Annotated in this window: 21 protein-coding genes; 10 read left to right on the top strand and 11 right to left on the bottom strand. The window is 57.2% G+C overall.

Annotation, left to right across the window (positions count from 1 at the left end; all coding sequences use genetic code 11):
* Window positions 1-118: 118 nt before the first annotated feature.
* From WFO70_RS21155 to glnA, 4 genes are all read right to left on the bottom strand, one after another.
* On the bottom strand, window positions 119-241 hold the full coding sequence (locus tag WFO70_RS21155; RefSeq protein ID WP_142487615.1) for a YshB family small membrane protein: 123 nt from the start codon (window positions 239-241) through the stop codon (window positions 119-121).
* 112 nt (window positions 242-353) lie between these two features.
* A complete protein-coding gene (gene glnG, locus WFO70_RS21150) occupies window positions 354-1,766 on the bottom strand; it encodes a nitrogen regulation protein NR(I) (protein ID WP_337019084.1) in 1,413 nt (470 codons plus the stop codon).
* A gap of 11 nt (window positions 1,767-1,777) precedes the next feature.
* The gene (glnL, locus tag WFO70_RS21145; protein ID WP_142487613.1) at window positions 1,778-2,827 is read right to left on the bottom strand and encodes a nitrogen regulation protein NR(II); all 1,050 of its coding nucleotides are present in this window, start codon (window positions 2,825-2,827) and stop codon (window positions 1,778-1,780) included.
* Window positions 2,828-3,013: 186 nt separating this feature from the next.
* A complete protein-coding gene (gene glnA / locus WFO70_RS21140) occupies window positions 3,014-4,423 on the bottom strand; it encodes a glutamate--ammonia ligase (RefSeq protein ID WP_333854662.1) in 1,410 nt (469 codons plus the stop codon).
* A 378-nt stretch (window positions 4,424-4,801) separates the two neighbouring features.
* Here glnA and typA point away from each other — a divergent pair, with 378 nt between their 5' ends.
* The 5 genes from typA to fabY all read left to right on the top strand — a co-directional run bounded on the left by typA (window position 4,802) and on the right by fabY (window position 9,649).
* The gene (gene typA / locus WFO70_RS21135; protein ID WP_337019079.1) at window positions 4,802-6,625 is read left to right on the top strand and encodes a ribosome-dependent GTPase TypA; all 1,824 of its coding nucleotides are present in this window, start codon (window positions 4,802-4,804) and stop codon (window positions 6,623-6,625) included.
* A 129-nt stretch (window positions 6,626-6,754) separates the two neighbouring features.
* Window positions 6,755-7,354 (top strand): glucose-1-phosphatase, encoded by a 600-nt coding sequence (yihX, locus tag WFO70_RS21130; protein WP_337019077.1) that lies wholly within the window; start codon window positions 6,755-6,757, stop codon window positions 7,352-7,354.
* On the top strand, window positions 7,348-8,229 hold the full coding sequence (locus tag WFO70_RS21125) for a virulence factor BrkB family protein (RefSeq protein ID WP_337019076.1): 882 nt from the start codon (window positions 7,348-7,350) through the stop codon (window positions 8,227-8,229). The genes yihX and WFO70_RS21125 overlap by 7 nt, the downstream gene beginning before the upstream one ends.
* Window positions 8,226-8,663, top strand: a complete 438-nt coding sequence (gene dtd / locus WFO70_RS21120; RefSeq protein ID WP_337019074.1) for a D-aminoacyl-tRNA deacylase — start codon at window positions 8,226-8,228, stop codon at window positions 8,661-8,663. Before WFO70_RS21125 ends, dtd begins: the two co-directional genes overlap by 4 nt.
* A gap of 44 nt (window positions 8,664-8,707) precedes the next feature.
* The gene (fabY, locus tag WFO70_RS21115) at window positions 8,708-9,649 is read left to right on the top strand and encodes a fatty acid biosynthesis protein FabY (RefSeq protein ID WP_032615389.1); all 942 of its coding nucleotides are present in this window, start codon (window positions 8,708-8,710) and stop codon (window positions 9,647-9,649) included.
* A gap of 37 nt (window positions 9,650-9,686) precedes the next feature.
* On the opposite strand, the gene WFO70_RS21110 is transcribed toward fabY, so the two are convergent.
* The 5 genes from WFO70_RS21110 to fdnG all read right to left on the bottom strand — a co-directional run bounded on the left by WFO70_RS21110 (window position 9,687) and on the right by fdnG (window position 16,453).
* Window positions 9,687-10,619 carry an alpha/beta hydrolase gene (locus WFO70_RS21110; protein WP_337019072.1) on the bottom strand — a complete coding sequence of 311 codons (933 nt, stop codon included), beginning with the start codon at window positions 10,617-10,619 and terminating at the stop codon, window positions 9,687-9,689.
* Window positions 10,620-10,929: 310 nt separating this feature from the next.
* Complete coding sequence (gene fdhE / locus WFO70_RS21105; protein ID WP_337019071.1) at window positions 10,930-11,859, bottom strand: formate dehydrogenase accessory protein FdhE; 930 nt, start codon at window positions 11,857-11,859, stop codon at window positions 10,930-10,932.
* Window positions 11,856-12,491, bottom strand: a complete 636-nt coding sequence (fdoI, locus tag WFO70_RS21100; RefSeq protein WP_032615363.1) for a formate dehydrogenase cytochrome b556 subunit — start codon at window positions 12,489-12,491, stop codon at window positions 11,856-11,858. The genes fdhE and fdoI overlap by 4 nt, the downstream gene beginning before the upstream one ends.
* The gene (fdxH, locus tag WFO70_RS21095; RefSeq protein ID WP_131635591.1) at window positions 12,488-13,390 is read right to left on the bottom strand and encodes a formate dehydrogenase subunit beta; all 903 of its coding nucleotides are present in this window, start codon (window positions 13,388-13,390) and stop codon (window positions 12,488-12,490) included. Before fdxH ends, fdoI begins: the two co-directional genes overlap by 4 nt.
* A gap of 12 nt (window positions 13,391-13,402) precedes the next feature.
* Window positions 13,403-16,453, bottom strand: coding sequence for a formate dehydrogenase-N subunit alpha (fdnG, locus tag WFO70_RS21090; RefSeq protein ID WP_337019090.1), 3,051 nt, complete (start codon window positions 16,451-16,453; stop codon window positions 13,403-13,405).
* Between the two features lie 402 nt (window positions 16,454-16,855).
* On the opposite strand from fdnG, the gene fdhD reads away from it, so the two are divergent.
* A complete protein-coding gene (gene fdhD / locus WFO70_RS21085) occupies window positions 16,856-17,692 on the top strand; it encodes a formate dehydrogenase accessory sulfurtransferase FdhD (RefSeq protein ID WP_337019067.1) in 837 nt (278 codons plus the stop codon).
* A gap of 114 nt (window positions 17,693-17,806) precedes the next feature.
* Window positions 17,807-18,019, top strand: coding sequence for a YdgH/BhsA/McbA-like domain containing protein (locus tag WFO70_RS21080; RefSeq protein WP_337019065.1), 213 nt, complete (start codon window positions 17,807-17,809; stop codon window positions 18,017-18,019).
* Window positions 18,020-18,060: 41 nt separating this feature from the next.
* Here the strand turns inward: WFO70_RS21080 and WFO70_RS21075 are convergent, their stop codons facing one another.
* Both WFO70_RS21075 and WFO70_RS21070 read right to left on the bottom strand, forming a co-directional pair.
* Complete coding sequence (locus WFO70_RS21075; RefSeq protein ID WP_103825275.1) at window positions 18,061-18,384, bottom strand: AzlD domain-containing protein; 324 nt, start codon at window positions 18,382-18,384, stop codon at window positions 18,061-18,063.
* Window positions 18,384-19,043, bottom strand: coding sequence for an AzlC family ABC transporter permease (locus WFO70_RS21070; protein ID WP_337019063.1), 660 nt, complete (start codon window positions 19,041-19,043; stop codon window positions 18,384-18,386). Before WFO70_RS21070 ends, WFO70_RS21075 begins: the two co-directional genes overlap by 1 nt.
* 101 nt (window positions 19,044-19,144) lie before the next feature.
* Between WFO70_RS21070 and WFO70_RS21065 the strand changes: the two genes are divergently transcribed.
* From WFO70_RS21065 to WFO70_RS21055, 3 genes are all read left to right on the top strand, one after another.
* Entirely contained in the window at window positions 19,145-19,693 is a 549-nt protein-coding gene (locus tag WFO70_RS21065) for a helix-turn-helix domain-containing protein (protein WP_337019061.1), read from the top strand.
* 21 nt (window positions 19,694-19,714) lie between these two features.
* Window positions 19,715-20,710, top strand: a complete 996-nt coding sequence (locus WFO70_RS21060) for a LacI family DNA-binding transcriptional regulator (protein WP_337019060.1) — start codon at window positions 19,715-19,717, stop codon at window positions 20,708-20,710.
* Between the two features lie 104 nt (window positions 20,711-20,814).
* Window positions 20,815-22,938, top strand: a complete 2,124-nt coding sequence (locus tag WFO70_RS21055; protein WP_337019058.1) for an alpha-galactosidase — start codon at window positions 20,815-20,817, stop codon at window positions 22,936-22,938.
* Window positions 22,939-22,950: the final 12 nt, after the last annotated feature.

The following is a 22,950-nucleotide window of genomic DNA, read 5'->3' as shown; positions in this document are numbered from 1 at the left end:
CCGGAAGAGAGGCCGGATATACGAAAGCATCTTACTCCCGTTACACAAATGCAGAATGGCTTGCATAACGGGAGGTGTCCATATACGGGTAAGGCGTAGCCGCCACCCGGCAAACCCTCTAACTAAACAACCCAACCAGCGCCGCACACAGCACAGCTGCAATGGCCGCCTGTGGCGTATGTCCCGCTGCTGCGCTGGCTTCGACGCCGCCAGACAAGATTGTAACGATAGATTCCAGCATGATGATCCCCCCCGATTTCCCGGGCAAGATAATACTCAACTCATCGGAACAGTAAAGCGCAAAATAACGCCAGTTTGCGCTTAGTTAACCTCATTTACACAGCGGTAAAATGTCACTCCATTCCCAGCTCTTTTAGCTTACGCGTCAGGGTATTGCGTCCCCAGCCGAGCAGGCGTGCCGCTTCCTGTTTATGTCCCTGGGTATGGCGCAGCGCGGTGGTGAGCAGCGTGCGTTCCATCTCCGGCTGTGCCTCGGAGAGCAGATTTTGATGACCGGAACGCAGGGCACGGTCGGCCCATTGCGCCAGCAGCGTAGCCCAGCTGTCGGGCAGGGTCTGGCCGGTGCTGCTTTCCGGAACATGGGTTTCGAAAAGCTCAGGAGGAAGATCCTGAATCAACACCTCCTGGCCTGCGGCCATCACCGTTAACCAGCGGCAGGTATTTTCCAGCTGACGCACGTTGCCGGGCCAGGCCAGACGCGTCAGCGCGGCTTCGGTTTCCGGGTGCAGCAGTTTGGCTTCCACCCCCAGCTCGCGGGCTGCATCCTGCAGGAAATGACGTGCCAGACGGGGGATATCTTCCCGGCGCTCGCGCAGCGGTGGCAGGTGAACGCGAATGACGTTCAGGCGGTGGAACAAGTCCTCACGGAATTTCCCCTCCTGGACACGCAGCTCGAGGTTCTGGTGGGTGGCGGCAATAATACGCACATCGACTTTGACCGGCGCATAGCCGCCCACGCGGTAGAACTGCCCGTCCGCCAGCACGCGCAGGAGTCGCGTCTGGACGTCGAGCGGCATATCCCCGATCTCATCCAGAAACAGCGTCCCGCCGTCGGCCTGCTCAAAGCGGCCCTGACGAATGGTGTTGGCGCCGGTAAAGGCCCCTTTTTCGTGGCCGAAAAGCTCGGACTCAATCAAATCCTTGGGGATCGCTGCCATATTCAGGGCGATGAACGGGGCTTTGGCGCGCGGGCTGTGGCGATGCAGGGCATGCGCAACCAGCTCTTTCCCGGTGCCCGACTCGCCGTTAATCAGCACGCTGATGGAGGAGCGCGACAGGCGGCCGATGATGCGAAACACATCCTGCATTGCCGGCGCTTCGCCAATGATATCGGTGGTAGGACCGAAAACCGGGGCGTTACGCGGCTGCTGCTGTTCCTGATAGTGGCTGATGGCGCGTTCAACCAGCGCCACCGCCTCGTCAATATCGAACGGTTTCGGCAGGTAATCGAACGCACCCTGCTGATAGGCGCTGACCGCCGCATCCAGATCGGAGTGCGCGGTCATTATGATGACCGGCAGCATCGGGTGGCGCTGCTTAATCTGTTTTAACAGCGCAAGACCGTCCATCCCCGGCATACGGATATCGGACAGCAGCACGTCCGGGGTTTTAGTGGTCAGTGCATCCAGCACCTCGGCCCCGCTTTCAAAAGCGGTGCAGCTTAATCCTGCTCCGGTAAGCGCCCGTTCAAGCACCCAGCGGATGGAGCTGTCGTCATCAACTACCCAGACTATCCCTCGTTGCATAACCTAACCCTCTATTTCCTGATTGGCAGGTAAACCGAAAACTCGGTATGACCCGGCCAACTGGTAAATTCAATTTTGCCGGAGTGCTGATCTATCAAATTACGGGCAATCGATAAGCCAAGCCCGGTTCCGCCTTCCCGGCCGCTGACCATCGGGTAAAACAGCGTGTCCTGTAAATGGGAAGGGATGCCCGGGCCGTTATCTTCCACGTCGATGCGGGCTGCCAGGCGGTAGCGTGTCCCGTGCAGGGTGAGCTGAAACGCGGTGCGGGTACGCAGAATAATTTCTCCGCCATCCGCCCCCAATGCCTGCAGGGCATTGCGCACGATGTTCAGCAGTACCTGTTCAATCTGGTCGGGATCGTGCGGCAGTTCCGGCAGGCTGGGATCGTAATCCCGAATCAGCCTGACGTTGTCCGGCAACTCCATTGACACCAGTTTGACGACGCGCTCGGCCACCTTGTGAATGCTCTCGGTAACGTGCATCCCGGGTTGCTGCGGGCCTAACAGGCGATCGACCAGATTACGCAGGCGATCGGCCTGTTCAATAATGACATTGGTGTATTCCGCCAGCGCCGGGTCGGGCAGGGCTTTGGTTAACAGCTGTGCCGCGCCGCGCAGGCCGCCGAGCGGGTTTTTAATCTCGTGGGCCAGGCCGCGCACCAGGTCGCGGGCCGCAATCTGCTGGGCATGCTGGAGCTGCTCCTGGCTCAGGCGACGCTGATTATCCATCGGTGCCATCTCCAGCAGGATCAGGCCTTCCGGTAGCCGCTGCGCCGTCAGGGAGAGAATATGCGAGCGCCCGTCGATCACCAGCGTCACTTCGTTATCGGTGAAGCCTTGTCCCGCCTGCAGGCTCTCCTGCATCAGGCCGATGTTCAGGGAAAAATAACTCAACAACTCGGGTAGCGGCGCACCAAACAGTTTGCGTGAGCTCTGAGCAAGCAACTGCTGGGCCGCTGGATTGGCGTAATGCACCGCCAGATCGTCGTCGACCAGTAAAATGCTGTTGATAAGAGAATTGAGGATCTGCCCAGCATCGGGCAGCGTGCCAGTTGCCATTCAGCAGTCTCCTGGAGTTGGTTGCACTATTTTAGTGCAGTATAGCGTTTCTGCGGTAAAAAGCGCGTAAGATCAGTTTGTTGGTGGAGAAAAAAGCCCATCCGGAGATGGGCTGAAAAGTTTCCACGGCAACAAAAAAACGGCTATCAATCTCGCGCGGAAAGTCCGCGCGAAAGGGATTGAAGATTAGACGCTGTAGTACAGTTCGAACTCAACCGGGTGTGGCGTCATGCGAACGCGATCGTTCTCTTCGATACGCAGCGCGATGTAAGCGTCGATCGCTTCATCAGTGAACACGCCGCCAGCGGTCAGGAACTCACGGTCTGCATCCAGGGCGTTCAGTGCTTCTTCCAGAGAGCCGGCAACCTGTGGGATCTCTTTCGCTTCTTCTGGCGGCAGGTCGTACAGGTTTTTGTCCATGGCTTCGCCTGGGTGGATTTTGTTCTTGATACCGTCCAGACCCGCCATCAGCAGTGCTGCGAAGCACAGGTATGGGTTAGCCGCTGGATCCGGGAAGCGCACTTCGATACGACGTGCTTTCGGAGACGCAACAACCGGGATACGGATAGAAGCAGAACGGTTACGGGCAGAGTACGCCAGCATAACTGGGGCTTCGTAGCCTGGGACCAGACGCTTGTAAGAGTTGGTGGTTGGGTTCGCCAGGGCGTTGATCGCTTTAGCGTGTTTGATAACACCACCGATGTAGTGCAGCGCCTGCTCGGACAGACCGGCATATTTGTCGCCAGAGAACAGGTTGGTACCGTTCTTGGACAGAGACATGTGGCAGTGCATACCGGAACCGTTGTCGCCAAACATTGGTTTTGGCATGAAGGTCGCGGTTTTACCGAAACGGTGCGCAACGTTGTGCACAACGTATTTGTAGATCTGAATTTCGTCCGCTTTCTTGGTCATGGTGTTGAAACGGGTGGCGATTTCGTTCTGGCCCGCCGTCGCAACTTCATGGTGGTGCGCTTCAACAACCAGGCCCATCTCTTCCATGATCAGACACATGGTAGAACGGATGTCCTGTGAAGAGTCGACCGGTGGAACCGGGAAGTAACCGCCTTTAACAGCAGGACGGTGACCTTTGTTACCGCCTTCGTATTTGGTGGAGGAGTTCCATGCGCCTTCGATATCATCGATAGCAACGTGGGAACCGGAAGTGGTCGCACCAAAACGGATGTCGTCGAACAGGAAGAACTCTGGCTCTGGCCCGAACAGAACGGTGTCAGCGATGCCGGTGGAGCGCAGGTACTCTTCAGCGCGTTTAGCGATAGAGCGTGGGTCGCGGTCGTAGCCCTGCAGGGTGCCTGGCTCGAGGATATCGCAACGGATGATCAGGGTAGACTCTTCGAAGAACGGGTCAATGAGCGCAGTGGATGCGTCAGGCATCAGAACCATGTCGGATTCGTTGATACCTTTCCAGCCGCCAATCGAGGAGCCGTCAAACATTTTGCCTTCTTCAAAGAATTCGGCATTCACCTGATGAGCAGGAATAGTGACGTGCTGTTCTTTGCCTTTGGTATCGGTGAAGCGCAGATCAACAAACTTCACTTCATGTTCGTTCAGCATCGTCAAAACGTGTTCAGCGGACATACTTAACTCTCCAGATTGGTCATTGTCGTCGTGGTAACGAGGTCTTCAAATTCTGTTTGTACTGGCTGGTGCCATGTATTTTTTATAAAGCGAAATCTGTGCCAACTTTTAAAACACCCCAAAAAGGCGCTATCATGCGCACCATAGTGCAAAAGGGCTGCACCATGATGGTTTTGTTGCACCAGTATAGTGCTTCAATGTGAACATTGAGCACCATATTGGTGCAATTTACGTTAAAGTGCCCTTTTACCGCTCCGTGAAAGCGATCACAAAGCATCTCTGCGATACTTGTTTGCGGGGGATGTTTGTGATCCTGTTTTGTAGTGCGATTAATCCGTGTACAATAACGCGCTATTTCTAAATGCCTGAGGCAAAGTTGTGATCGAAAATCTGCGTAATATCGCCATCATCGCGCACGTTGACCATGGTAAAACTACCCTGGTTGATAAGCTGCTGCAGCAATCCGGTACGTTCGACGCGCGTGCCGAAACTCAAGAACGTGTGATGGACTCCAACGATTTGGAGAAAGAGCGTGGGATTACCATCCTCGCTAAAAACACCGCTATCAAATGGAATGACTACCGTATCAACATCGTTGATACCCCGGGGCACGCCGACTTCGGTGGTGAAGTTGAACGTGTAATGTCCATGGTCGATTCCGTGCTGCTGGTCGTTGACGCAATGGATGGCCCAATGCCGCAGACGCGCTTCGTTACCAAGAAGGCATTTGCCCATGGTCTGAAGCCAATCGTGGTTATCAACAAAGTTGACCGCCCTGGCGCGCGTCCCGACTGGGTTGTTGATCAGGTCTTCGACCTGTTCGTTAACCTCGACGCAACCGACGAGCAGCTGGACTTCCCTATCGTTTACGCTTCTGCGCTGAACGGTATCGCGGGTCTGGACCACGAAGAAATGGCTGAAGACATGACCCCGCTGTACCAGGCGATTGTTGACCGTGTTCCTGCGCCGAACGTCGATGTTGAAGGCACCCTGCAGATGCAGATCTCTCAGCTCGACTACAACAACTATGTTGGCGTTATCGGCATTGGTCGTATCAAGCGCGGTAAAGTGAAGCCTAACCAGCAGGTCACTATCATCGATAGCGAAGGTAAAACCCGTAACGGTAAAGTCGGTAAAGTACTGACCCACCTGGGCCTTGAGCGTATCGAGAGCGACATCGCTGAAGCGGGCGACATCATCGCGATCACCGGTCTGGGCGAGCTGAACATCTCTGATACCATTTGCGACACGCAAGCGGTAGAAGCGCTGCCAGCCCTGTCTGTTGATGAACCGACTGTAACCATGTTCTTCAACGTCAACACCTCTCCGTTCTGTGGTAAAGAAGGTAAGTTCGTTACCTCTCGTCAGATCCTTGACCGCCTGAACAAAGAGCTGGTGCACAACGTTGCGCTGCGTGTTGAAGAAACGCCAGACGCTGACGCATTCCGCGTTTCCGGTCGTGGTGAGCTGCACCTGTCAGTTCTGATCGAAAACATGCGTCGTGAAGGTTTCGAAATGGCGGTTTCCCGTCCGAAAGTAATCTTCCGCGAAATCGACGGCCGTAAACAAGAGCCGTTCGAAAACGTAACGCTGGACGTCGAAGAGCAGCACCAGGGGTCTGTCATGCAGGCGCTGGGTGAGCGTAAAGGCGACCTGAAAAACATGAATCCAGATGGCAAAGGCCGCGTACGTCTCGACTACGTGATCCCAAGCCGTGGTCTGATCGGCTTCCGTTCAGAGTTCATGACCATGACTTCCGGTACCGGTCTGCTGTACTCCACCTTCAGCCACTACGACGACGTTCGTCCGGGCGAAGTTGGCCAGCGTAACAACGGCGTTCTGATCTCCAACGGTCAGGGTAAAGCGGTTGCGTTCGCCCTGTTCAGCCTGCAGGACCGCGGTAAGCTGTTCCTGGGTCACGGTGCAGAAGTCTACGAAGGCCAGATCATCGGTATTCACAGCCGTTCTAACGACCTGACTGTAAACTGCCTGACCGGTAAGAAACTGACCAACATGCGTGCGTCCGGTACTGACGAAGCAACGGTTCTGGTTCCACCGGTTAAGATGACTCTGGAGCAGGCTCTGGAATTCATCGATGACGACGAACTGGTAGAAGTAACTCCAACCTCTATCCGTATCCGTAAACGTCACCTGACTGAGAACGATCGTAAACGCGCCATGCGCGGCCCGAAAGAAGATTAATTTTCTTCTCTCCGTTCTCTGAAACCCCGCCTTCTGGCGGGGTTTTTCTTTTCTGCCGTGTCACGCGCCTCATAGCCAAACATCTTCTTTCCCGCTACAGTTAATTTTCACGGCGAAAAGGAGAACCACATGCTCTATATCTTTGATTTAGGAAACGTAATCGTCGATATCGACTTCAATCGTGTGCTGGGTACATGGAGTGATTTCAGCCGCGTTCCGCTGGCAACGCTTAAGCAGAGTTTTACCATGGGCGACGCTTTCCATCAGCACGAGCGCGGTGAGATTTCGGATGAACAGTTTGCCGAAAAGCTCTGCCATGAGATGGAGCTTCCCCTCAGTTACGAACAATTTTCCCACGGCTGGCAGGCGATCTTTGTCGGGGTTCGTCCCGAGGTGATTGCCATCATGCACAAGCTGCGCGAGCAGGGGCATCGGGTGGTGGTGCTGTCGAACACCAACCGGCTGCACACCACCTTCTGGCCGGATGAATATCCGGAAGTGAAAGCGGCAGCAGATAAAATTTACCTGTCCCAGGAGATGGGCATGCGTAAGCCGGAAGCGCGGATCTATCAGGCCGTTTTGCAGGCGGAAGGATTCTCTGCCGCCGATGCCATCTTTTTTGACGATAACGTCGATAATATAGAGGGAGCTAACCAGTTGGGTATCACGTCAATTCTGGTGACCGGAAAACAGACGATCCCCGACTATTTTGCGAAGCAGTTATGCTAAAAACCGTTCATCAAAAAGCCAGCCACCACACCCGACCGCTGCGTGCGTGGCTAAAACTCCTCTGGCACCGCATCGATGAGGACAACATGACCACGCTGGCAGGCAACCTCGCCTACGTGTCGTTGTTGTCTCTGGTGCCGCTGGTGGCCGTCATCTTTGCGCTTTTTGCCGCCTTTCCGATGTTTTCGGACGTCAGCCTGCAGCTCCGCCATTTTGTTTTTGCTAACTTCATGCCTGCCACCGGGGATGTGATTCAGAATTACATCGAGCAGTTTGTCGCCAACTCCAGCAAGATGACGGCGGTTGGAGCATGCGGGCTTATCGTTACCGCACTGCTGCTGATGTATGCCATTGATAGTGCGCTCAACACTATCTGGCGCAGCACCCGGGCGCGACCTAAAGTTTACTCTTTCGCCGTGTACTGGATGATCCTGACTCTGGGGCCGTTGCTGGCCGGGGCCAGCCTGGCGATCAGCTCCTATCTGCTCTCGTTACGCTGGGCCAGCGATCTCAACAGCGTGATTGACGACGTGCTGCACATCTTCCCGCTGCTTCTGTCCTGGCTCGCGTTCTGGCTGCTTTACAGCATTGTGCCGACCACGCGCGTGCCTAATCGGGATGCGATGGTGGGGGCGCTGGTGGCGGCTCTGCTTTTCGAACTCGGCAAGAAAGGTTTCGCGCTTTACATCACCATGTTCCCCTCCTATCAGCTGATTTATGGCGTGCTGGCGGTGATCCCCATTTTGTTCCTCTGGGTTTACTGGACCTGGTGTATCGTCTTGCTTGGCGCAGAAATTACTGTCACTCTCGGGGTATACCGCGAGCTAAAAAAAGCAGCAGAAGCCGAAAAACGACGAGAAACAGACCAACCATGATTGCATTAATCCAGCGCGTAACCCGTGCCAGCGTCACCGTGGAGGGAGAGGTGACGGGTGAAATTGGCCAGGGACTTTTAGTCTTGTTAGGTGTCGAAAAGGATGACGACGAGCAAAAAGCCAACCGCTTATGCGAGCGCGTGTTGGGTTACCGTATCTTCAGCGATGCGGAAGGCAAAATGAACCTTAACGTCCAGCAGGCAGGGGGCAGCGTGCTGGTGGTGTCGCAGTTTACGCTGGCCGCCGATACCGGGCGCGGCATGCGTCCTGGCTTCTCAAAAGGGGCGGCGCCGGATCGGGCAGAAGCCTTATATGAATACTTTGTTGACCGTTGCCGTCAGCAAGAGATGCATACACAGACCGGACGATTCGCTGCAGATATGCAGGTCTCGCTGGTAAATGACGGCCCCGTCACGTTCTGGCTCCAGGTATGAGTGAGCTGACGGTCTGGCCGCGGGTAACAAGAGAGAGTACAGCTATGTATCACCTTCGAGTACCGCAAACGGAAGAAGAGTTGGCGCTTTACTACCAGTTCCGCTGGGAGATGCTGCGTAAGCCATTACATCAGCCGAAAGGGTCGGAACGCGATGCCTGGGACGCCATGGCGCATCACCAGATGGTGATGGATGAAGAGGGCAATCTGGTCGCCGTAGGTCGACTGTATATCAATGCTGATAATGAAGCCTCCATCCGCTTTATGGCGGTGCATCCTTCTGTACAGGATAAAGGCCTTGGCACGCTGATGGCGATGACCCTGGAATCCGTCGCCCGTCAGGAGGGTGTGAAGCGCGTCACCTGTAGCGCGCGCGAAGATGCAGTAGAGTTTTTTGCCAAGCTGGGTTTTATTAACCAGGGTGAAATCACCACCCCGCAAACCACCCCGATTCGTCACTTTTTGATGATCAAACCTATCGCCTCGCTGGATGATATTCTGCATCGTGCCGACTGGTGCGGTCAGCTGCAGCAGGCCTGGTATCAGCACATCCCGCTGAGCGAAAAGATGGGGGTGCGCATTCAGCAGTACACCGGGCAAAAATTTATCACCACCATGCCGGAGATCGGCAATCAGAACCCGCACCATACCCTGTTCGCCGGGAGCCTGTTCTCGCTGGCGACGCTCACCGGCTGGGGGCTTATCTGGCTGATGCTGCGCGAGCGTCATCTGGGCGGCACCATTATTCTGGCCGATGCGCATATCCGTTACAGCGCGCCGATCAGCGGCAAGCCGAGCGCGGTGGCGGACCTGGGCGCATTGGGTGGCGATCTCGACCGCCTGGCGCGAGGCCGAAAAGCGCGCGTGCAGATGCAGGTGGAGCTGTTCGGTGACGAAACGCCGGGCGCGGTATTTGAAGGCACCTACATCGTTCTTCCGGCGAAGCCGTATGGCGCCTATGAAGAGGGTGGGAACGAGGAAGAGTAAAAAATGCAGGGGCGTTACCCGTGGTAACGCTTCCGTTTCACTCTTTTGAACAAGGTCCTGCCATAGCTCCCGCCCGCCATGCGATATTACGCATAACATCCCGCGCTGCCTGACTTATGCCACCTAGCTGAAAGAAACCATGTATCACGCCGGACCAGCGCTGACAGGTGCAGTTGACGCCTTGTTCGGTCAGATGGTGATGCAAGGCTTCGCCTTCGTCACATAAGGGGTCGTACTCGGCGGTGATAATATGGGTTGTCGGCAGGCCATGAAAGTCATCCCGCCACACTGGGCTGGCTTCAGGATTCTGGCGTTCGGTATGGGGAAGGTACATGGCGTATCCGCTGAGGAGCGTATCGCGGGTAATAACATAATCCAGTCCATTGCGGGTGTAGCTTTCAAAATACGCCGTTGCGTCGAGCATAGGATAGATAAGGATCAGCTGCGCTGGTTGCCACAGACCTGCGGCCTTGAGCCGTAGCGCCGTGACCAGGGCCAGATGGCCTCCTGCGCTGTCACCACAAAGGGTGATGCAATGTTGATCCACCCCGAGCGTGTCCGCATACTTCCAGACCAGATTTGCGCCTCGTTCAGCATCGTCATGCGCGGCAGGGAAGGTGTATTCGGGGGCCAGCCTGTACTGCACCGCAATCACCCGGCAGTGGCCGTAATATGCCAGCTGACGCAGCTGGTTATCATGGGTATCAAATCCACCACTGACAAAACATCCGCCATGATAGTAGATAACGGTGGGCAGCGTTTCCGGTGCGTTGAGCGGGGAGACGATCCGCAACGTTATTCCTTCCAGCTCCTGCGTTGCCACCTGGACGTGTGTTTCCTTCTCCCCGGCAAGCACCGTACTGGCGACATAACCCGCCCTCCGTTCATCAATATTCTGGTGGAGCGAAGAGGGTCGCCCTGCGGCGATAAAGTCCTGAACCAGCTTATCAATACCCTTTTCCAGTGCCATAGTTTAAACCTTCAATCTGTATGGATATACAGCGTTATAGCCTGATTTACGGTGGATGAAAACAGCGGATTTGGGTGGGGATAAGAATCTGGAAAGCGGCTCGCAAAAGTGTTCGCTATTTTATGCCAATTCGATCTTTTCAATAATCGCCGTGAGGCTGCTGACGTCATTGAAGGCACTGCATCGCACCGGGCAGTGAGTCCGATTACGTGGATAGAAGTCATGGTGGGGGCCCGCAGGCACGGTCATGAAGCCAAAATATCAATTGTAGGCCGGGCAAGCTTGCGCCGCCCGGCACTATCACCGGAGATTACTCCCCTTCACCCGGGAACAGGAACGGGTTAATAGAGCTGCGGGCAAAGCCCTCCTGCTCCATTTTGGCGTCCAGGATCAGCGTGGCGAGATCGTCAGCGACGGCCTCCACTTTCGGGTCTTTTTCCTGATACAGAATCTTCAGGTAGGTGCCGCAGTCGCCACAGCTTTCGGCTTTCACCGCGGACTGCTCGTTTTCCAGCGACCAGTAGTGCAGATCGCGGGTCTGCTCACAGTTGCTGCACTTGATGCGCACCACGTGCCACTCGGTTTCGCACAGGTTGCAGTGCAGGTAGCGCAGCCCCTGAGTGGTACCGATTTGCACCATGCTGGAGACCGGCATAGAACCGCACACCGGGCAGAACTGGCGTGCTTCACCATATTCGGCGCGGGCTTTACCTGGGATCAGGCTGGCCATTTGCGCCCAGTAGAGCGACAGGGCAGCCCAGATAAACGGCGCTTTATCGCTGCTGACTGAAGAGAAATCAGAGGCAAACAGCGCGCTCGCCATCTGCTCCAGCTCCTGCTCTGAGGCTTTCTCAAGATTCTCAATCACCGCCAGCGCAGGGCCGCTCATCTCGGGTTTCAGCTCGGCAATCAGCGAGTGCAGCAGCTTGTGCCAGTGCTTATCGCGCGGCAGGACGTGGATATCCAGCGGCGGCTTGCCCTGAGCGTTTGCCTCTTTGATGCGCGCGGTCAGGTCCATCTGCAGCGGATGGTCGTACAGCACCACTTCCTGAGCATGGGCGATCAGCCCGGCAAAGCGCAGATAGTCGCCAAGCGGGTTGTTCTCAGCCAGCTCGCGCAGGCGTTCCGCGCGGCGGTTATAGAGGTTTTTCAGTCTGGGGAACAGTAGCGGCGGAATCACTTCCGCCGTGCGTTTCTCGCTCGAACCCAGCTCATCTTGCGGGATTATGCGAATACTCATTCAGATGACTTTTCCTGTTTCTGGCGGACTTCACGGTACCAGCGCGGGTGATGTTTCTTCGCCCACGTCTTAGTAACCCATCCTTCCACCATCGCGGTAATGGTGCCTTTCACCCAGAGGGCGGCGTAAATATGCACCATGATAACCACAATTAACGCCACTGCGGCAAATGAATGCAGCATCAGCGCGAATCGGATCACCGGGATTGAGAAAGCAGGCGCAAAGTACGGACGCCAGATGATCACGCCGCTCACCAGCAACAAGACCAGGAAGATAATCGCCGCCCAGAATACGCATTTCTGGCCGAAGTTATAACGCCCGGTATCACCTACTTCCTCGTTGACGACGATCTTACGAATATTCTTCGCCCAAAAGATATCATCCCGATTGATTAGGTTATGGTGCCAGTAGCGGAAAAACATGATGATGAACGAGGCGAACATCACCACCCCGACGAACGGGTGCAGGATGCGCGCCAGCTGTGGCGTACCGAGGATCTGCATCAGCCAGTTAAAGGAGGGGAAGAAGAACCCCAGCCCGCTTATCGCCGCCAGCATGAAGCAGAAGGCGGTGACCCAATGGTTGATACGTTCCGGCGCGGTGTAGCGCACGATGGTGTCACGTCTTTTCATTTGCGCACCTCGTCTTTCTCTTCATGCAGGTTGTCGTCTTCCTCTTCCGCGCGGTTCGGACCAACGCCGACGTAGTGGAAGATGCTCGCTGCGAAGGTGGCAGCAAAACCGACCGCTGCCAGCGGTTTCCAGATGCCTTTCCAGAACTTCACGGTGGCGCTGATTTCCGGGTTCTCCGGCAGGCCGTGATACAGATTCGGCTTGTCGGCATGGTGCAGCACGTACATCACGTGCGTACCGCCAACACCGGCCGGATCGTACAGGCCCGCGTTGTCGTAACCGCGGGTCTTCAGCTCGGAGACACGCTCGCCCGCCAGCGTTTTCATGTCCTCTTTGGAGCCAAAATGAATGGCACCGGTTGGACAGGTCTTCACGCACGCTGGCTCCTGGCCGACGGTGACGCGGTCAACGCACAGTGTACATTTGTAGACGCGGTTGTCTTCCGGGTTCAGGCGCGGTACGTCGAACGGACAGCCGGCGATGCAGTAGCCGCAGCCGATGCACTGCTCTGACTGGAAGTCGACGATGCCGTTGGCATACTGAATGATCGCCCCTTCTGACGGACACGCCTTCAGGCAGCCCGGATCCGCACAGTGCATACAGCCGTCTTTGCGGATCAGCCACTCCAGTTTGTCGTTCTGCTCTACTTCCGAGAAGCGCATCACCGTCCAGGACTTGGCGGTCAGATCGGCGGGGTTATCGTACACCCCGACGTTGTGACCCACTTCATCACGGAGGTCGTTCCACTCCGAACAGGCCACCTGACAGGCTTTACAGCCGATACAGGTGGTCACGTCGATAAGCTTCGCCACTTCCTGCTGGTGGTCCCGCGCCTGAGGCGCGGGGGTGAAACTGTTAGTCGCGGAACGACGGATAATGTCTTGCGATTGATAAGCCATAAGTCGTCTCCGTTACACCTTTTCCACGTTCACGAGGAAGGCCTTAAACTCCGGCGTCTGCGTGTTCGCATCGCCGACGAACGGCGTCAGGGTGTTTGCGATAAACCCTTTCTTCGCCACGCCCTCATAACCCCAGTGAATCGGGATGCCGATGGTATCCACCTCCTGACCGTGGACGTTCAGCGTGCGAATACGCTTGGTCACTACCGCCTTGGCCTTGATATAGCCGCGGTTAGAAGAGACCTTGACGGTATCGCCGTGGGCGATGCCGAGCTTGTTCGCCAGCTTCTCGCCGATCTCCACAAACTGTTCCGGCTGCGCGATGGCGTTAAGCAGCGCGTGCTTGGTCCAGTAATGGAAGTGCTCGGTCAGACGGTAGGTGGTACCCACGTACGGGAACTTGTCCTTTTTACCCAGCGCTTCGAAATCGCCCTTGAAGATACGGGCTGCCGGGTTAGAGACCACGTTCGGGTGCAGCGGGTTGGTGCCCAGCGGCGTCTCAAACGGCTCGTAGTGTTCCGGGAACGGACCTTCCGCCATCTTATCGATCGCGAAAAGACGTCCCATCCCTTCAGGCTGCATGATAAACGGCCCGACATCGCTGCCCGGAGGCGCGGTGCTGTAGTCCGGAATATCCACGCCGCCCCATTTGGCACCGTCCCATTTCAGCAGCTGACGCTTCGGATCCCACGGGTTGCCCTGCGGGTCAGCGGATGCGCGGTTATAAAGGATACGGCGGTTGAGCGGCCATGCCCATGCCCAGCCCAGCGTATTACCCAGACCCGACGGGTCGGCGTTATCGCGGTTGGCCATCTGGTTGCCTTTCGGCGTCCAGCTACCGGCAAAGATCCAGCAGCCGCTCGACGTCGTACCGTCGTCACGCAGGTGCGCGAAGGTGCTGAGCTGATCGCCTTTCTTCGCCAGCACGGTACCGGTGGCCGGATCGATAACGTCCGCCAGCGCCTTGCCGTTGCTCTCCATCGCCACTTCTTCCGGCGCTGGATTTTCCGGCGTCGAGTAGTTCCAGGTCATGTTCAGAACCTGTTCCGGATTCGCGCCGCCTTCTGCCGCGTACATCTTACGCAGGCGTAAGAAGATACCGGCCAGGATCTCGCCGTCGTTCATGGCGATGCCCGGGGCATCCGCGCCTTTCCAGTGCCACTGCAGCCAGCGGCCGGAGTTGACGATAGAACCGTTCTCTTCCGCGAAGCAGGTGGACGGCAGACGGAACACTTCGGTCTGAATCTTCGACGGATCGACGTCGTTCGATTCGCCGTGGTTCTGCCAGAAGGTCGAGGTCTCGGTATTGAGCGGATCAATGGTGACCAGGAACTTCAGTTTCGACAGAGACGCCACAACCTTGTTCTTGTTCGGGAACGACGCCACCGGGTTAAAGCCCTGGCACAGATAGCCGTTGACCTGGCCCTGGTTCATCATCTCGAAGTACTGCAGAACGTCGTAGCCTTTGTCCCACTTCGGCAGCCAGTCAAAGCCCCAGCTGTTTTCCGCTGTCGCTTTGTCGCCATAGAAGGCCTTCATCATCGAGATAAAGAACTTCGGATAGTTGCCCCAGTAGTTCACCTGACCTTCGAGCAGCGGTTTAGGCGTGCTGGCCGTCAGGTAGGTTTGCAGGTCGGTCTGTTTCTCGCTTGGCAGGTTCATATAACCTGGCAGGCTCTGCGACAGCAGGCCGAGATCGGTCAGACCCTGAATGTTGGAGTGACCGCGCAGGGCGTTCACGCCGCCGCCTGCCATCCCCATGTTGCCGAGCAGGAGCTGCACCATCGCCATGGTACGGATGTTCTGTGCACCGATGGAGTGCTGCGTCCAGCCGAGTGCATACAGGAACGAGGCGGTTTTATCGTGAACGCTGGTTTCAGCGATCATCTCGCACACCTTCAGGAAGTCCGCTTTTGGCGTCCCGCAGATGTTCTCAACCACCTCCGGCGTGTAGCGGGAAACGTGCTCTTTCAGCAGGTTCCACACGCAGCGCGGGTGTTGCAGGGTGGTATCGCGCTTCGCAAAGCCTTTCTCATCCAGCTCGTAGTTCCAGCTGGTTTTGTCGTACTTGCGTTTTTCGGCGTCGTAACCGCTGAACAGGCCATCTTCGAAGTGGTAATCCTCACGCACGATCAGGCTGGCGTTGGTATAGGCTTCGGTGTATTCGCGGTTATATTTTTCGTTGGTCATCAGGTACAGCAGTACGCCTGACAGGAAAGTGATGTCAGTACCTGAACGAATAGGGGTGTAGAAATCCGCCACTGACGCCGTACGCGTGAAGCGGGGATCGATCACAATCAGTTTCGCACCGTTGTGGATTTTGGCTTCCATCGCCCAGCGGAACCCGACAGGGTGCGCTTCAGCGGCGTTACCGCCCATCACCACAATGAGGTTGGCGTTCTTGATGTCGACCCAGTGGTTGGTCATCGCACCGCGACCAAATGTTGGAGCAAGACTTGCTACCGTTGGTCCGTGTCAGACACGCGCCTGGTTGTCGACCGCGAGCATACCGAGTGCGCGCGTGAATTTCTGGGTTAAATAACCGGTTTCGTTACTGGAGGCAGACGCACACAGCATCCCGGTGGAGAGCCAGCGGTTAACGGTCGTCCCTTCAGCATTCTGTGCGATAAAGTTGGCATCGCGGTCTTCTTTCATCAGCTTGGCGATGCGATCGAACGCCTCTTCCCAGCTGATTTGCTGCCATTTGTCAGAGCCTGGCGCGCGATATTCCGGGAATTTCAGGCGGCTTTCGGAGTGGATGAAGTCCACCAGACCTGCTCCTTTCGGGCAGAGCGCACCGCGGTTAACCGGATGATCCGGGTCCCCTTCGATATGGAAAATAGACGCTTTGGCGTTTTTAGCACCGTCGCCGAGGCTATACATCAACAGCCCACAACCGACAGAGCAGTACGTACAGGTGTTACGGGTTTCGCGGGTGCGCAGCAGTTTGTACTGCCGTGTTTCCGCCAGCGCTACGCCGGGCGCAAAGCCCAGTGCCGCCGCCGTGGTGCCTGCCATACCGCCAGCGCAGATCTTAAAGAACTGCCTTCTGCTGACCTGCATGGTCACTCCTTGTTTCGACATTGCTACCCTTCATTCCTCGCGCTGCGCGCGAATTATTGGGGGTAATTATTGTTTTACTTCACGGCTGTTTTTTTGACCGCAAAGTTGAAAATTTGCGTTAAACCCTCATTTCCACGAGGGGTATGTCAGAATACCACAATGTCGGTACGCTTGTTCCAACGGCGTTAAAACAAAGTGAACGTATTATCACGGTGATGATTATAAAATGTGATATCGATCACATGGCGCCTCGAAACTGTTACAAACCTGTTTCTCCGTCGGGTTTGAATCTCCGGTAAAGTTGCGCGGACAGGGCGGTAAAAATTGATCCATACTATGCGCCAGGCCGGAAAAGTATGGTGCAATAGCAGGCCTTCCCCGTGGTTGCTCAGGATATTCGTTGTGTTGAAACAAAATGGTGATACCCGCATTACGTCGCTGCCTGTCGGCGTGGCAGAGCGCCGGGTACACAGACCCCCTCAGATTAGCCTCCCGACTCCCGATTTCCTGGCGGAAGAGGTGCCCGTCGCGCTGGTTTATAACGGTATCTCTCACGTGGTGATGATGGCCTCGCCGAAAGATCTGGAGCTCTTTGCCATCGGCTTTTCGCTGTCTGAAGGCATCATTGAGCACCCGCGTGAGATCTACGGCATGGAGGTGATATCCGTTTGCAATGGTCTCGAAGTGCAGATTGAACTCTCCAGCCGCCGCTTTATGGGATTAAAAGAACGTCGGCGGGCGCTGGCGGGGCGCACCGGCTGCGGCGTCTGCGGCGTGGAGCAGCTTAACGATATCGGCAAGCCCGTGGTGCCGCTGTCCTTCACTCAACGCTTTAACCTTGCCCATCTCGATCGGGCGCTGGCGCATCTCAACGACGTGCAGCCCATCGGGCAGCTGAGCGGATGTACCCATGCCGCCGCCTGGGTATTACCGAACGGCGAGATTGCCGGCGGGCATGAGGACGTCGGGCGGCACGTGGCACTGGATAAACTGCTGGGCAGGCGCGCAGGAGAGAATGAGACGTGGCAGCAGGGGGCTGCGCTGGTCTCCAGTCGGGCCAGCTACGAGATGGTGCAGAAGGCGGCCATGTGCGGGGTGGAGATCCTGTTTGCGGTCTCCGCAGCCACCACCCTGGCGGTGGAGGTAGCCGAGCGCTGCAACCTGACGCTGGTGGGCTTCTGCAAGCCAGGAAGAGCGACGGTTTATACCCATCCGCAGCGTCTGATAATTGATCAATAATTTTGAATGTTGAGAGCAAATCCTTCCGCTATCAGTTGTCGGTGATGAGGCCTACTATTTATCACATCAAGGCACAACGCCTTACACCAACAACTCATCGCAAGGAATTACATCATGAAAAGCATCAAAACTTTTGTCGCAGTAATCGCTCTGGCTACCTCATTCGGTTCTTTCGCTGCCCAGTCTGTTACCGCCTCCGCCAGCACCATTGATGGCGCAGAAGCTAAAATTGCGGCTCAGGCTCAGCAGGCAGGCGCATCGTCTTACACCATTACTCAGGCCTTCTCCGGTAACCGTGTACACATGACCGCTGAACTGAACAAATAACAGCAAAGTATCTGTCGAAAGAGCGCCCCCGGGGCGCTTTTTTAGTTTATGCCTGCCAGGCGTAATAACGCCGTCACCACGGCCGCCGCGACGATCACGAAAATCAGCGGCACCTTGCGCCAGGCGAGGAATACCGCAAAGGCCACCCCCAGCACCCGCGCCATCCCGGCAAAATGTTCCCCTTCATAGAAGGTGGTCGCCAGCGCCACTGAAAACAGCAGTACCGTTGCCGCATCCGACAGCAGCGCCTGGGAGCGTTCAGACAGCGCTAACCGACTGCCCAGTTTTGCCCCGCCGAGACGCATCAGGTAGGTGCCCGCCGACAGCAGGGCGATGCCGAGAATAAAGACGGTCATGTTTTCCATTATTTCTTCCTCGTCGCAAGACCAAGCAGGGAGAGCAATACCGGCAGGCCCACCGGCGCAAAGGGCACTGCGGCCAGCGACAGCGCGGCACCGCTACAGGCGCGGATCAGGGTAGTGCGGTTCTTAAAGGCGGGCACGACCAGCGCCAGTAAAATGGCCGGGAACACGGCATCCAGCCCGATGGTTTCCGGGTCGGGCAGCAGTTTGCCGACCATCGCCCCCAGCAGGGTGCCCAGCGGCCAGATAATGGCGACGCCCAGACCGCAGAGCCAGTAAGCGGCTTTACGCTGCTCCGGCGTTTTTTGCGACAGGCCAAACACCACGCTTTCGTCATTCATAATGTGGCAGCCGAGGAGGCTGGCCCCGCGTTTACCTACCAGCTCGCGCACCGTCACGCCAAAAGGGACATGGCGGGCGTTGACCAGCAGACCGGCCGCTGCTGCCGCAAGGGGATTGCCCCCGCTGGCAACGATGCCGATAAACATAAATTCCGAGGCACCCGCCAGCACCGAAATGGAGAGTACAAAAGGCACCCACAGCGGGAAGCCATACGCCATCGCCAGCGAGCCGTAGGACATCCCCACGACGCCCACTGCCAGACACACGAGAATAATCGCCTTGATGGTGTCGCCTTTAAGACAAGAGAACGCGTTTTTCATAGAGTTTTAGCCATATCGAACGAGTATCCATTATAATGAACGCATCACATTCGTTTATCAAGATGAACGATTCGTTCGATTTATAGAACAAGAGACCTTTTATGACGCAGCCAATCAGCGTAATCGCTAAAAGTCTGGTGCGGGAGCGCATGCGCACCGGGCTTTCACTGGCGGAAATCGCTCGCCGGGCAGGGATCGCCAAATCCACCCTCTCCCAGCTAGAGTCCGGGAACGGCAATCCCAGCCTCGAGACTCTCTGGTCGCTGTGCGTGGCGCTGGATATTCCCTTTGCCCGTTTACTGGAACCCTATCAGCCTGCCACACAGGTTATCCGCCTTGGCGAAGGCACCAAAGTGGTGGCTGAACAGGCAAACTATGAGGCCATTTTACTGGCGGCCTGTCCACCTGGGGCGCGACGCGATATCTATATCCTGATGGCCCAGCCCGGGGCCGACCGTCTCTCGCATCCGCACCCGGCGGGTTCGGTTGAGCATATTATCGTGATGAAGGGGCGGGCGCTGATTGGCCTGATGGACGCACCCGAGGAGCTGGGGCAAGGGGACTATATTTGCTATCCTGCCGACCAGCCGCACATCTTCAAAGCCCTTGAGCCCGATACCCTGGCGCTCATGGTGTCGGAACAAAACTAACACCCCAGGACACGGATAATCATGTCGCTTAAAGCCATTGCTAAAGAACTGGGACTGTCGGTAACGACGGTGAGCCGCGCCCTCAACGGCTATTTTGACGTTTCCAGCGAGACGCGCGCCCGCGTGGAAGCCGAAGCGCAGCGCCGCGGCTATCGGCCAAATACCTTCGCCCGTCGTCTGAAGATGGGCAAGATCGACGCCGTAGGGCTGGTTTTCCCGGTGCATCCCGTTCCGCTCAATAACAGCGTCTTTATGGAGATGGTCGGCGAAATAAGCCACGAGCTGGCGCAACATGAGATCGATTTACTCCTGATTGCTGATGACGATCTGGCCGACAAGCACAGCTACATGCGCATGGTGCAGAGCCGTCGCGTGGACGCCCTGATCGTCGCACACACCCTCGATAACGATCCGCGTCTTGAGCAGCTGCAGGCCGCCGGGTTCCCCTTCCTGGCGCTCGGCCGCAGCCATTTGCCGAAGCCCTATGCCTGGTTCGACTTTGATAACTATGCGGGCACGTACAACGCCACCCGGCGGTTAATCGAGGGCGGTCATCAGCGCATCGCCCTGTTAGGTGAGAGCAACAGTCAGGCGTTCATCACCCAGCGCCGTCAGGGCTATCTCGATGCCCTGAAAGAGGCGGGGCTCTCCAGCGAATGGCTACGTACCATGCCGCCTTCCCGTCGCGCGGGCTACACCACCACCCAGGCGCTGCTGGCGCTGGATGTCCCTCCTACGGCGATCGTCACCGACTGCAACACCCATGGCGACGGTGCCGCGATGGCGCTGGCCCAGATGGGGCGCTTAACCGGCGAGAACGCCGTGGCGCTGGTGGTGTACGATGGCCTGCCGCAGGACAGCATTGTCGACATCGACGTGGCGGCGGTGATCCAGTCCACCCGCCAGGGGGTAGGCAAGCAGATTGCCGATATGGTGTTGCAGCTGATCAATGGCGACGATATCAGCCAGCTTCAGGTGCTGTGGCAGCCGGAATTCTCCCCGGGCCAGACGGCATAAATTTCCTCAATTTCTAAACCCGATCACAAATCCGAAACGTTTTGGTTTGTATCCGAAACGTTTCGGATCAACACTCAGGATATCCCGATGACAGGAGATGTCCGATGCAAGAGGCAGTTTTACGACTCGCGAGCGAAACGGTCGATGTGGTAATCAAAACTCACCCGTTCGCCGAAATTCTTTACTGGGGGCCGCACCTTCGCCACTTTTCGCCGCAGGATGCGGCCACGCTTTCCCGCCCAATCGCTAACGGCAGACTGGACGTGGACTCGCCGGTCACGCTGATGGCGGAACTTGCCCACGGCCTGTTCGGTGCGCCGGGCATTGAGGGCCATCGTCAGGGGCAGGATGGTTCGCCGCAATTTCGCACCGTCGCCGTTTCTCAGCAGGGACAAACCCTGACCCTCACCGCCGAAGACGGCACCGCTGGCCTGCGTCTGACCAGCGAGATCGCTCTTGATGACAGTGGCGTGCTGGCGGTTCGCCACGGCCTGACCAACCTTAAAAGCCAGCCGTGGCAGGTTGACCGCCTGGCCGTCACCCTGCCGGTGGCGGAACGCGCCCGCGAGGTGATGGCGTTTCATGGCCGCTGGATCCGTGAATTCCAGCCGCATCGCCTGCTGCTGGAGCACGACAGCTTCGTGATCGAAAACCGCCGGGGCCGCAGCTCCCACGAGCATTTTCCGGCCCTGATCGGCGGTACGCCGGGCTTTAGCGAAATGCACGGTGACGTCTGGGGCGTGCACCTGGGCTGGAGCGGCAACCACCGCCTGCGCGCGGAGGCCAAAACCGATGGCCGTCGCTATCTGCAGGCCGAAGCGCTCTGGCTGCCGGGTGAAATGGCGGTGGAGGAGGGCGAAACCCTGTGGACGCCGCGCCTGTATGCCAGCTACTCCGCGAACGGGCTGAACGGCATGAGCCAGCAGTTTCACCGCTACCTGCGCAGCAATATCATCCGCTTCCCGGAGAACAAACCGCGCCCGGTGCATCTCAATACCTGGGAGGGGATCTACTTTAATCACGATCCGGAATACATCATGCGGATGGCGGACGAGGCGGCCTCGCTGGGGGTGGAGCGCTTTATCATTGATGATGGCTGGTTCAAAGGGCGCAACGACGACCATGCTGCGCTGGGGGACTGGTATCTCGACGAACAGAAATACCCCAACGGCCTGACGCCCGTGATCAACCACGTCAAAAGCCTGGGGATGGAGTTTGGTATCTGGGTTGAGCCGGAGATGATCAACCCGAACTCGGATCTGTATCGCGCCCACCCGGACTGGGTGCTGGCCTTACCGGGTTATGAGCAGGCCACCGGCCGTCACCAGTGGGTGCTGAACCTTAACATTCCTGCCGCCTTCGACTACCTGCTGGAGCGTATGAGCTGGCTGCTGGGTGAGCATCAGGTGGACTATGTGAAGTGGGACATGAACCGCGAGCTGGTGCAGCCGGGCCACAACGGCAAAGCCGCTGCCGACGCCCAGACCCGCCAGTTCTACCGCCTGCTGGACACCCTGGGCGAGCGCTTCCCGCACGTTGAGTTTGAATCCTGCTCCTCCGGTGGGGGGCGTATCGACTATGAAGTGCTGACCCGCTGCCATCGCTTCTGGGCGTCGGATAACAACGACGCGCTGGAACGTAATACTATCCAGCGTGGCATGAGCTACTTCTTCCCACCGGAGGTAATGGGCGCGCATATCGGTCATCATAAATGCCATGCCACTTTCCGCCAGCACAGCATCGCCTTCCGCGGCCTGACGGCGCTGTTCGGCCATATGGGGCTGGAGCTGGATCCCCTCGCCGTGGACGAGCAGGAGCGCGAAGGCTACCGGCACTATGCGACCCTGCATAAGCAGTGGCGCGAGGTGATCCATCATGGCACCCAGTGGCGGGTGGATATGCCCGACAGCACCACCCTGGCGCAGGGGATCGTCAGTCAGGATCAGGGCCAGGGGCTGTTTATTGTCAGCCAGTTGGCGATGCCGGATTACACCCTGATGATGCCGCTGCGCATGCCGGGGCTGGAGGCCAACGCCCAGTACCGCATCACGCTGCTCGATCACCCCAATATCCGTCTGACCGGCGAAGGGGGGCATACCATGCGCAAGCTGCCAGCGTGGATGGAAACCCCGCAAACGGTGAGCGGCGAATGGCTGATGCAGGCGGGGCTTGCCCTGCCGGTGATGGATCCGGAAACCGCCATCCTGATTGGCGTTGAACGCGTATAAGGGCAATGGGCC

This window comes from Leclercia sp. AS011 (assembly GCF_037152535.1).
Classification (GTDB): Bacteria; Pseudomonadota; Gammaproteobacteria; order Enterobacterales; family Enterobacteriaceae; genus Enterobacter.
This window is presented reverse-complemented; position numbering and strand designations above follow the sequence as displayed.

Bases quoted from the DNA above. Each gene is read 5' to 3' on its own strand.
- WFO70_RS21155 (WP_142487615.1), bottom strand. From the start codon at position 241: ATGCTGGAATCTATCGTTACAATCTTGTCTGGCGGCGTCGAAGCCAGC.
- dtd (WP_337019074.1), top strand. From the start codon at position 8,226: ATGATTGCATTAATCCAGCGCGTAACCCGTGCCAGCGTCACCGTGGAG.
- WFO70_RS21080 (WP_337019065.1), top strand. From the start codon at position 17,807: ATGAAAAGCATCAAAACTTTTGTCGCAGTAATCGCTCTGGCTACCTCA.
- fabY (WP_032615389.1), top strand. From the start codon at position 8,708: ATGTATCACCTTCGAGTACCGCAAACGGAAGAAGAGTTGGCGCTTTAC.
- glnA (WP_333854662.1), bottom strand. From the start codon at position 4,423: ATGTCCGCTGAACACGTTTTGACGATGCTGAACGAACATGAAGTGAAG.
- WFO70_RS21055 (WP_337019058.1), top strand. From the start codon at position 20,815: ATGCAAGAGGCAGTTTTACGACTCGCGAGCGAAACGGTCGATGTGGTA.
- fdhE (WP_337019071.1), bottom strand. From the start codon at position 11,859: ATGAGTATTCGCATAATCCCGCAAGATGAGCTGGGTTCGAGCGAGAAA.
- WFO70_RS21125 (WP_337019076.1), top strand. From the start codon at position 7,348: ATGCTAAAAACCGTTCATCAAAAAGCCAGCCACCACACCCGACCGCTG.
- WFO70_RS21070 (WP_337019063.1), bottom strand. From the start codon at position 19,043: ATGAAAAACGCGTTCTCTTGTCTTAAAGGCGACACCATCAAGGCGATT.
- WFO70_RS21075 (WP_103825275.1), bottom strand. From the start codon at position 18,384: ATGGAAAACATGACCGTCTTTATTCTCGGCATCGCCCTGCTGTCGGCG.
- fdoI (WP_032615363.1), bottom strand. From the start codon at position 12,491: ATGAAAAGACGTGACACCATCGTGCGCTACACCGCGCCGGAACGTATC.
- WFO70_RS21060 (WP_337019060.1), top strand. From the start codon at position 19,715: ATGTCGCTTAAAGCCATTGCTAAAGAACTGGGACTGTCGGTAACGACG.
- glnG (WP_337019084.1), bottom strand. From the start codon at position 1,766: ATGCAACGAGGGATAGTCTGGGTAGTTGATGACGACAGCTCCATCCGC.
- yihX (WP_337019077.1), top strand. From the start codon at position 6,755: ATGCTCTATATCTTTGATTTAGGAAACGTAATCGTCGATATCGACTTC.
- fdxH (WP_131635591.1), bottom strand. From the start codon at position 13,390: ATGGCTTATCAATCGCAAGACATTATCCGTCGTTCCGCGACTAACAGT.
- WFO70_RS21110 (WP_337019072.1), bottom strand. From the start codon at position 10,619: ATGGCACTGGAAAAGGGTATTGATAAGCTGGTTCAGGACTTTATCGCC.
- glnL (WP_142487613.1), bottom strand. From the start codon at position 2,827: ATGGCAACTGGCACGCTGCCCGATGCTGGGCAGATCCTCAATTCTCTT.
- WFO70_RS21065 (WP_337019061.1), top strand. From the start codon at position 19,145: ATGACGCAGCCAATCAGCGTAATCGCTAAAAGTCTGGTGCGGGAGCGC.